General features: G+C 58.9%; 2 protein-coding genes. Both read left to right on the top strand.

Features of this window, described 5'->3' with window-relative positions:
• The first annotated feature begins 313 nt into the window (after window positions 1-313).
• Window positions 314-3,451, top strand: a complete 3,138-nt coding sequence (locus tag ACIOVB_RS07810; RefSeq protein ID WP_401266414.1) for a transglycosylase domain-containing protein — start codon at window positions 314-316, stop codon at window positions 3,449-3,451.
• Window positions 3,452-3,653: 202 nt separating this feature from the next.
• Window positions 3,654-8,777, top strand: a complete 5,124-nt coding sequence (locus ACIOVB_RS07805; protein WP_401266412.1) for a dermonecrotic toxin domain-containing protein — start codon at window positions 3,654-3,656, stop codon at window positions 8,775-8,777.
• Window positions 8,778-8,801 lie beyond the last annotated feature (24 nt).

Here is an 8,801-nt window from a genome sequence, read left to right as displayed (position 1 = left end):
GGCCTGCGCAGCAGGCCCAAACCCAGAGAATGCGGTGTGCCTGAATATTTGGGGGATGAGGTTTTGGGGCTGCTTCGCAGCCCATCGGGGATAAATACCCTCGCCACAGGTAAATCCCATCACCACAGATAAATCCAGCACAGCAGCTCCCTCACCACAGAGTTGCTGCCGACTCATTTAGCCCAGGATGCCAACATTTCAGATTTGTTCAGCAATCCCCCCTCCCCATCCGTTGACAATTTTTTCACCACCGCCAACCACCGTCTAAGCTTCAGACAAGTCCGATCAATCTGCGTGAATGGATCAATCGACTATGGGCGCTTTGTGGCAAACCGATTCGAGTAAAGCCGTGGTTCCGACTGAACGTGTGGATGATCAAGCGCCTGTCCCTGAAAAAACCCGCCGCCGCCGGCACGGGTGGAAGGCTTTCTGGTTGTTGCTGCTGATTATCGCGGTGGTGGTGGGGCTTGCCGCGTCCAAAGAGATGCGCACCTCGCGCTTTCAATCCCGTGAGCTCAGCCAATATGCCGCCTCGCTGACCTACAAACTGGAGCCCGGGCCCAGTGAAGCCATTCGCTATCCGGGTAACGGGCCGTTCGATCTGCGTCTGGGTTACAGCGCCCTCGATGAGTTCCTGCCGCGCCTGCTCAAGCGCAATTATGTTGTCACCGAGCAGACACGCTTTTCGCCCGCGCTGCTCAGCTACACCGACAAAGGCCTGTTCGTACCGTATTCCGAGAAGATCCAGGCCGGGCTGTCGATCACCGATTGCCGGGCCGCGCCGCTGTACAAGTACAACTATCCGCAGCAACTGTATGCGAGCTTCGCAACGATTCCGCCGGTAGTGGTCAGCAGCCTGTTGTTCATAGAAAACCGCTTTCTGCTCGATCCCAAACAACCGCTCGCCAATCCGGCGGTGGACTGGCCACGGTTCGGCATGGCCGCGTGGTCGCAAGTGGCCAAGTTACTGAACCTGCCCGGGCAATCGGCCGGCGGCAGTACGTTGGCCACGCAATTGGAGAAGTACCGGCATTCGCCTGACGGCCTGACCGTCTCCGGCGCCGAGAAAATCCGCCAGATGATGTCCGCCAGCGTGCGCGCCTATCAGCCCGGCCCGCAAACCCTGGAAGCGCGGCAGAACATCGTGCGCGATTACCTCAACAGCGTGCCGCTGTCGGCAGTGCCGGGGCATGGCGAAGTGCATGGCATGGCCGAAGGCTTGCGGGTCTGGTACGGCAGCGATTTCAACAAGGCCAACGCCCAGTTGAACAGCCCGGCAACAGATGCGAAAACCATGGCCGACAAAGGCCTGGCCCTGCGCGAAATGCTCTCGCTGATGATTGCCCAGCGGCGCCCGTCGCATTACCTGACCAAGGGCCGTGAAGAACTCTCCGACCTCACCGACAGCCACCTGCGCCTGCTCAAGCAAAGCGGCGTGATCGACAGCGCCCTCGCCGATGCTGCGCTCGCCAGCAAGGTCAGCTACCGCGACTGGCAGACTCAGCCGACCCTGCAGCCGATTGAAACCAACAAAGGCATCAGCGCTGCCCGCAGTCGTCTGGCGAGCATGCTCAATCGCCCGTTGTACGATCTCGACCGCCTCGACCTTTCGGCCACCAGTACCCTGCAGGGCGACCTGCAAACTCAGGCCACCGCCTACCTGAAGAAACTCGCCGATCCGGCTTATGCCGGCGAAATCGGTTTGCTCGGTGAACGTCTGTTGACGCCGACCAGCACCACGCAGGTGCGCTACAGCTTCACCCTGTTCGAACTCACCCCGGACGGCTCGCGTGTGCGGGTACAAACCGACAGCACTGACCAGCCGTTCGACATCAACGAAGGCAGCAAACTCGAACTGGGCTCAACGGCGAAAATGCGCGTGCTCACCACGTACCTGCAAATCATCGCCGAATTGCACGACAAGTACGGCGCGATGAGCGTGCCGGAACTGAAAAAAATCGAGGTGCCCGATCAGGATCGCCTCAGCCAATGGGTCATCGACTATCTGATTCAGAACAAGGATCACGACCTGTCGAAGATGCTCGGCGCCGCACTCGATCGCAAATACTCGGCCAGCCCCGGCGAGGCGTTTTTCACCGGTGGCGGGTTGCACACCTTCAACAACTTTCGCAAGGAAGACAACGGCCGCATACCGACCCTGCGTGATGCCCTGCGTGAATCGATCAACCTGCCGTTCATTCGCCTGATGCGCGACGTGGTGCGCTACGTCACCTACTCCGGCCCCAACAGCAGTGCCGAGTTGCTCAAGGACGATCGCGACCCGCGACGCCAGGAATACCTGGCCAGTTTTGCCGACCGCGAAGGCACCTCGTTCCTGCTCAAGTTCTGGAAAAAATACAAAAACAAGAACACCCAGGCGCGCCTCGACACGTTCCTCGACAGCATGCGTCCGACACCGATCCGCATGGCTGCCGTGCACCGTTATCTGTTGCCGAACGCCAGCCAGGAAGACTTCAACAGCTTCGTGCGCTCGCACCTCAAAGGCGCCAAGGTCACCGAGAAGCTCACCGATGATCGCCTGATCAGGCTCTACGATTCCTACGGCCCGGGCAGCTACGATCTGCCGGATCAAGGCTTCATCGCCAAGGTGCATCCGCTCGATCTGTGGCTGATGGGTTATCTGCTGAACAACCCGGACGCAACGTTCACCCAGATCGTCAAAGCGAGCCATTTCGAACGCCAGGAAGTCTACAGCTGGCTGTTCAAGAGCAAACACAAGGGCGCCCGTGACAGTCGCATCCGCACCATGCTCGAGATCGAAGCGTTTCTTGAGATTCACCAGCGCTGGCAAAAAGTCGGTTACCCGTTTGATCACCTGGTGCCATCGCTGGCCACCGCCATCGGCAGCTCCGGCGACCGTCCCGCCGCACTGGCCGAGTTGATCGGCACCATCCTCAACGATGGCGTGCGGATGCCGACGCTGCGTATCGACAGCCTGCATTTTGCCGCCGACACACCGTATGAAACCCGGCTGGTCAATGACCCCAACGTCGGCAAACGAGTGATGCCGTCCGAAGTCGCCAACGCCATGCGCGAAGCCCTTTCGCAGGTGGTGGACGCCGGTACTGCAAAACGTGTTTCCGGCAGTTTCAAACTGGCTGATGGCAGCCCGCTGGCCATGGGTGGCAAAACGGGTACCGGCGACAACCGGATCGAGGCCATCGGCTCGGGAGGACGCATCCTCAGTTCGAAGTCGATCAACCGCACGGCGACCTTCGTGTTCTTCATCGGCGACCACCATTTCGGCACCCTCACCGCGTTCGTTCCTGGGCGCTCGGCGGAGAACTTCAAATTCACCTCGGCCCTGCCCGTGCAGGTGCTCAAGGGCATGGCGCCGATTCTCACGCCGTATTTGCAACCGGGCAGCGACTCACAATGTCATCCGATGCAGACACCCGGCGTGGCAGTGGCCGGCATAATAGAGCCTTGAGCGAAGTAACAATTCGTGTCAGGCATTTCTGATACAGGGTGAGGATTTTTCTCGTTGGCGGGTGGTACTTATGTATTTTTCAAATTCGAATTTTCGTCGGGTTAGCCACCCGTAGCGCCCTTTGCTCGCTGATCTTTGAACTTTTGTTTTACCCCCTCGCAGGTAGGCTGATCACTCCTCCAACAATCAAGGATGATTGGCCATGTCTGACTCACCCGTGCCTGTCGATAAACCGGACAAAGGGCGGCACTACGAACTCATTTCCAGCGCAGTCGATGACGCTTTCAAGACCGCCACGATCAGTCGAGGTCTGGCACTGGCAGCGACGCCACTGAGCGTCGAGCCTTGGTACACCACTGCGCCAGCGGCGTATCTGGAAAAGCTCAAAGTCGCCAATATCAAAGCCTGGGTCTCGCAGAATCAGGTCGACCATCTGCTGGAAAAAATCGATCTGCAAGCCTTCGCCATTCCCCTGCTGCAGACAAAGATCAAGGAACGCCATGGCATCGACGTCGACGTCAAAAACACTTGGCTACGCCTGTACATGCCCAAAAGCACACCTTGGTATGCGCTGAATATCTCCGAAGGCGCCAAGGCCCGTGATGTGTCCCTGCTGGATGCCGCGCTGCACAACTTCGCCAGCGGCGAAAGGGTCGCCGCCGGCTCGGACTTCATCAGCAAACCCGATCAGCTCGGCAACTTCGATATCCAGCCGATCAAACACACAATGAGCGTCAACCAGTTCCAGGCCCTGTGCCGGGAGCTGAACCTCGGCGCGCAATACAAAAAACATCTCGAAAGCTATTTGCTGCCCGGTGAGCCTCTTGCCGAATCGGTGTTGAAACACAAAGTCATCGACAGCCAGAAAGACGCACTGGCCGTCGCGGCTCATCTGGCATTGATCAAAAATGACATCGAGTACGACGCCTACAAGATGCTGCTCGATATGGCGGGCAACCAGACCCGGCTGATGCTCAATGGCAGAAGGATGCAATGTTGCGACCTGTCGATGCTGGGTACGCGGTTGACCGGCGTTCTGTTGCTGATGGCGGCGGTACGCGACAACCGTGGGATCAACCGGCTGATTGTCTACATCCCGCATGATCCCGACCATCCGCTGAAGGAATACCCCTCGCCCCAGGCGTTCAGTGCTGAACTGGCGCGTCAGTTGCGCGAAGACAACGTCAGCGTTTCGACGAAACAGAGCTACCGACAGTTCTTCAGCCAGTTTATCGATCATCAGCAGCGCGGGCACTTTTTCGCCGACCTTGAGCAACGCTTGTTCATCACCCGATACCACAAGCCGACCGACGCTACCGATCAACGTCCAGCGTGGCGCAAGGACCCCGTACCCGACCCGCGCCTGCGCCTGGAACACCTGCCGTTGGCGCCGGATTACTGGACGCATGCCTACCAGCAGAAACTCAACAAGACCCTCAATGATGCTCGCGAAATCGCCGTGTCCACTGCCGACGCCGACAGCAATGCGCGCTGGGCCTGGTGGGACAACTTCAAGAAGATCGTGTCGGACATTTTCAATGCCGCGCTGTTTGTCGCCACGCCATTTGTGCCGGGGCTGGGCCAGGTGATGCTGGTTTACACGGCTTATCAGATCACCACTGACGTTGTCGAAGGCCTGGTCGATCTCGCCGAAGGGCTCTGGCAAGAAGTGGGCGAACACGTGACCAGTGTGGTGTCGAGCCTGATCCAACTGGCGGCATTTGGCATCGGAAGCAAAATCGGCGACACGTTCAAGCTCAAACTGTCGAAGCTGATCGAGGGCATGAAGCCGGTGAAACTGCCTGATGGCAAACCGGCGCTGTGGTTCCCGGATATTGCCCCTTACGAACAGAAAAAACTCACCCTGCCGGCCGCCTCGAAACCCGACAGACAAGGCCTGCATCAAGTGGGCAGCGCGAACATTCTGCCACTGCAAGGCAAACTCTACAGCGTCGAAAAAGCCTCGACACAACCCACCTCCAGAACTCACCGGATCAAACACCCTTCGCGCCCCAACGCCTACCGGCCGAAGATCGAGCACAACGACCATGGTGCCTGGCGGCATGAAGCCGAAAGCCCGCAGGACTGGTCGGATCAGACCCTGATGCAGCGTTTGGGACACGACGTCGAACGTTTCTCGCCCGCCGAGCTTGAACAGATCCGCATCAGCAGCGGCACCGACACCGACGAATTACGACAGATGCATGATGACAACAGCCCACCGCCACCGCTGCTGGCCGACACCATCAAACGTTTCACCGCCTATGACGATGTTCAGCGATCAGCCACCCTTATTCGCGACGGCCAGCCGCTCGCCTCGGACGCCGTCTGGTTTGAACCGATCACCACCGGCTTGCCGGGATGGCCCCGTGAACGGGCGTTGAGGGTGTACGAACAGGCCGACTTGAGTGGCTATTCGCGCAAGTACGGCAACCCCGGCGCCACAGATGCCAACACCCTGAACATCAGTCACACAGACCTTATCTACGGCAAGTTACCCGAACGCCTCGCCGGTTTTCTCGATGACGCCGAGTGCAAGGCCCTGCTCGGTCGTGACGTCGCGCCAGCAGAACGTCCTCAGGCACTGCGTGAGCGTTTGGCCGATGCAGTGCAGGCCCGTCAGGGAGAAGTGGCCAAGCGTCTGTACCAGGCGGGTGAACGATCAAACAAGGCCGATATCCGCGTGGTGCAACAGACATTTCCTGAAATGCCACTGACACTGGCAGAAAAACTCCTGACCGGGGCCAAACCCGCCGAAATGCAGCGTATCGTCGATGAAAACCGCCTGCCTTTGCGGATCAAGGCGCAAGCCCGTGAGTTGAATTTCGAAGCCTCTGCCGCACGTGCCTATGAGGGTTTCTATCGCGACGAGAGCGTCCTGCCAGACACCGAACGACTGGCGCTGAACACCCTCAAGATTCACACCGATACCTTTGCCGATCTGCGCATTGAAGTCCTCGATGGCGTCCATGACGGCCCCTTGCGTTGCAGCGCCGGGGCGGATGACGCCACGCAGGTGCGGCGGCTGATTCGCAATGAACACGGCCAGTACGAGGTAGTGGACGGCAACAACCGACCCTTGCATGACGCCAGCGATTTTTACCAGGCGATGCTTAATGCCCTGCCCGACGGCAAACGCGTGGAACTGGGTAGCAAAGGCACCGATGGTCGCCGACTCAAGGCGTGGATCATGGAAGCCACTGCCGCCCCCGGCGAACGCAGAACCTTGCTGGCCGAGCCACCCATTCGCACCGTGCCCACGATTGAAACCGAGACACTGGTGCGAGGCTGGCCGTGGTTCTTTGGCGAAAAAACACCGGAGAAAAGGATCAAACAGCTGTATCCAAAAATGAACGACCGAGAGGTGACAACGTTCATCCAGGCGCTCCAGAACAAGGGGGACATTGCCCCTGCTATCGAGCAACTGGAGAACGAACGCATTGCCTTGCGCCAAACCCTGAGCAGTTGGCGAGAAAGTTATTCGGGCGAACTGGACGACTTTGGCGACCGGATCCCGGGAGTATCGAGGGATTTCCTGCAAAACGGCGGGAGACACATCGAAGAGCAACTGCTTGAATGTTTCGAACGCAAAAGCGACATCTTCGGTGAGCGCAGCAACCACCCGGAACAAGGCTATACGCTGGACTTGTCCACCGACCTTTCACAACCCGATCTTGATCGTTGGTGGAACGATCTGCGCCAGCAACCCGGGATGACAAAATACCTGAACCAGATCACCGCGCTGAAACTCGACAACACACACTTTTCTGTCGCAGACAAAGGTCTGCTGGATGACTTCGCCCATTTGCGCCAACTGAGCGCCCGTCAATGCGATTTGACCGAGATATCTCCGGCGCTGGGTCGCATGCGTCAGCTCGAAACGCTGGATCTGGCAGACAACAACATCACCGTCATGGCCAACAGCAACAAGCAATTGAGTCGACTCTCCCGCCTGCAAACCCTGATCCTGAGCGGCAACCCACTGCGTCGCCCGCCCGCCGTCGGGCGTCTGTACCGACTGAACCGGCTGGACCTGGCCAACAGCACAATCGAGACTTGGCCGGAGGGCCTGTTCAAGGTGGGTAATGCAGACAGACATCGCTCACGGGGATTCGCCCTGGACATGCGCCAATGCCCGATCAGCAGCCTGCCCGAGGTCACGCCGGGATCCGATCAGGCCTTCATTCTCAGTCGCGCGCGTTTCGACACGGCCCGACTGTCCAACGGCGACCGGATACGTTACGGCGACTATCGCCAGTCGGTAGGTTTCAGCCGCCAGCAAGTCTACTCCCCGGCCGTTGCGGACGAGATAAATCACTGGCGATTGCTACCCCAGGAGCAAGGAACGTTCAGTCCTTCGACGTCTTTCACAAAGTACCGCGAGGAGTCCTGGCAGGATGTGCTGGCAGAGCCCGGCTCCGAAGGTTTGTTCAAGGTCATACGCAAGCAGAGAGACGCCCGGGACTACCAGTCCGACAAGTCGCGTAGACAGTTGACGCAGCGAGTCTGGGAAATGATCGATGCCGCTGCGCTGGACAGCGAACTGCGCGAAGAACTGTTCAAGCACGCCCGGGAGCCGGACAACTGCCGAGAAGGCGGGGCGCAGCTGTTCAACTACATGGGCATGAAGGTATTGGTATCGAAAGCCTATGCGCAGCCGACATCCGCCAAGGTGCTGGACATCGACCTTACGCGGCTCGCACGCAATGCCGCGCGTCTGGACCGGATAGCGGATGTGGCCGTGGAAGAGGTCAAACGCCAAGAGCAACAGCACCTGATCAACCCTGGGCGAAATGCCGCGCCCGATGAGATCGAAGTGCACATGGCCTACGAGACGGGGCTTGGCAAGCGCCTGGAGTTACCGTGGCAGTCCGAGGGCATGCTCTATCAGCCGCGCTCAGGCGTGACGCAAGTCAAGATCGACGCGGCCTACGATTCAATCATTGCCCGCGAGCAAGGAGACGGGCTGGTGGACGGGATGATCGACTCGTATTCCGATCCGTTCTGGGAACGTCATCTACGTCGAACCCATCCGACGCAATACGAAATCAATGATCGTCTGTTCGAGGAAAAACCGGGGCTGCTCGATGAGTTGCGCAAGGCTCAGGCAGAATGGGCGAACCCGACCCCGCAAACGCAAATGAACCGGCTTCAACGAAAAATGGAAGGCCTGGCCAATCAACTGAACATTCCCCACCGGGAGGTCTTCAGCGGCGACCCCATGAGCGATGCCCGCTATGACCGCTGGATGAAGGACATCGGTTATGCGCGCAACCAGTTGAGCAGAACATTGACCCATCAAGCGTTGGCCCGCGCCGGACTTTGATCGGTGCCGTCAGCCAGCCCCGTT

Origin of the sequence: Pseudomonas sp. NPDC087639, from assembly GCF_044743385.1 — a bacterium.
Lineage (GTDB): Bacteria > Pseudomonadota > Gammaproteobacteria > Pseudomonadales > Pseudomonadaceae > Aquipseudomonas.
The sequence above is the reverse complement of the archived record's forward strand: the minus strand, read 5'-3'. Positions and strand labels throughout refer to the sequence as shown.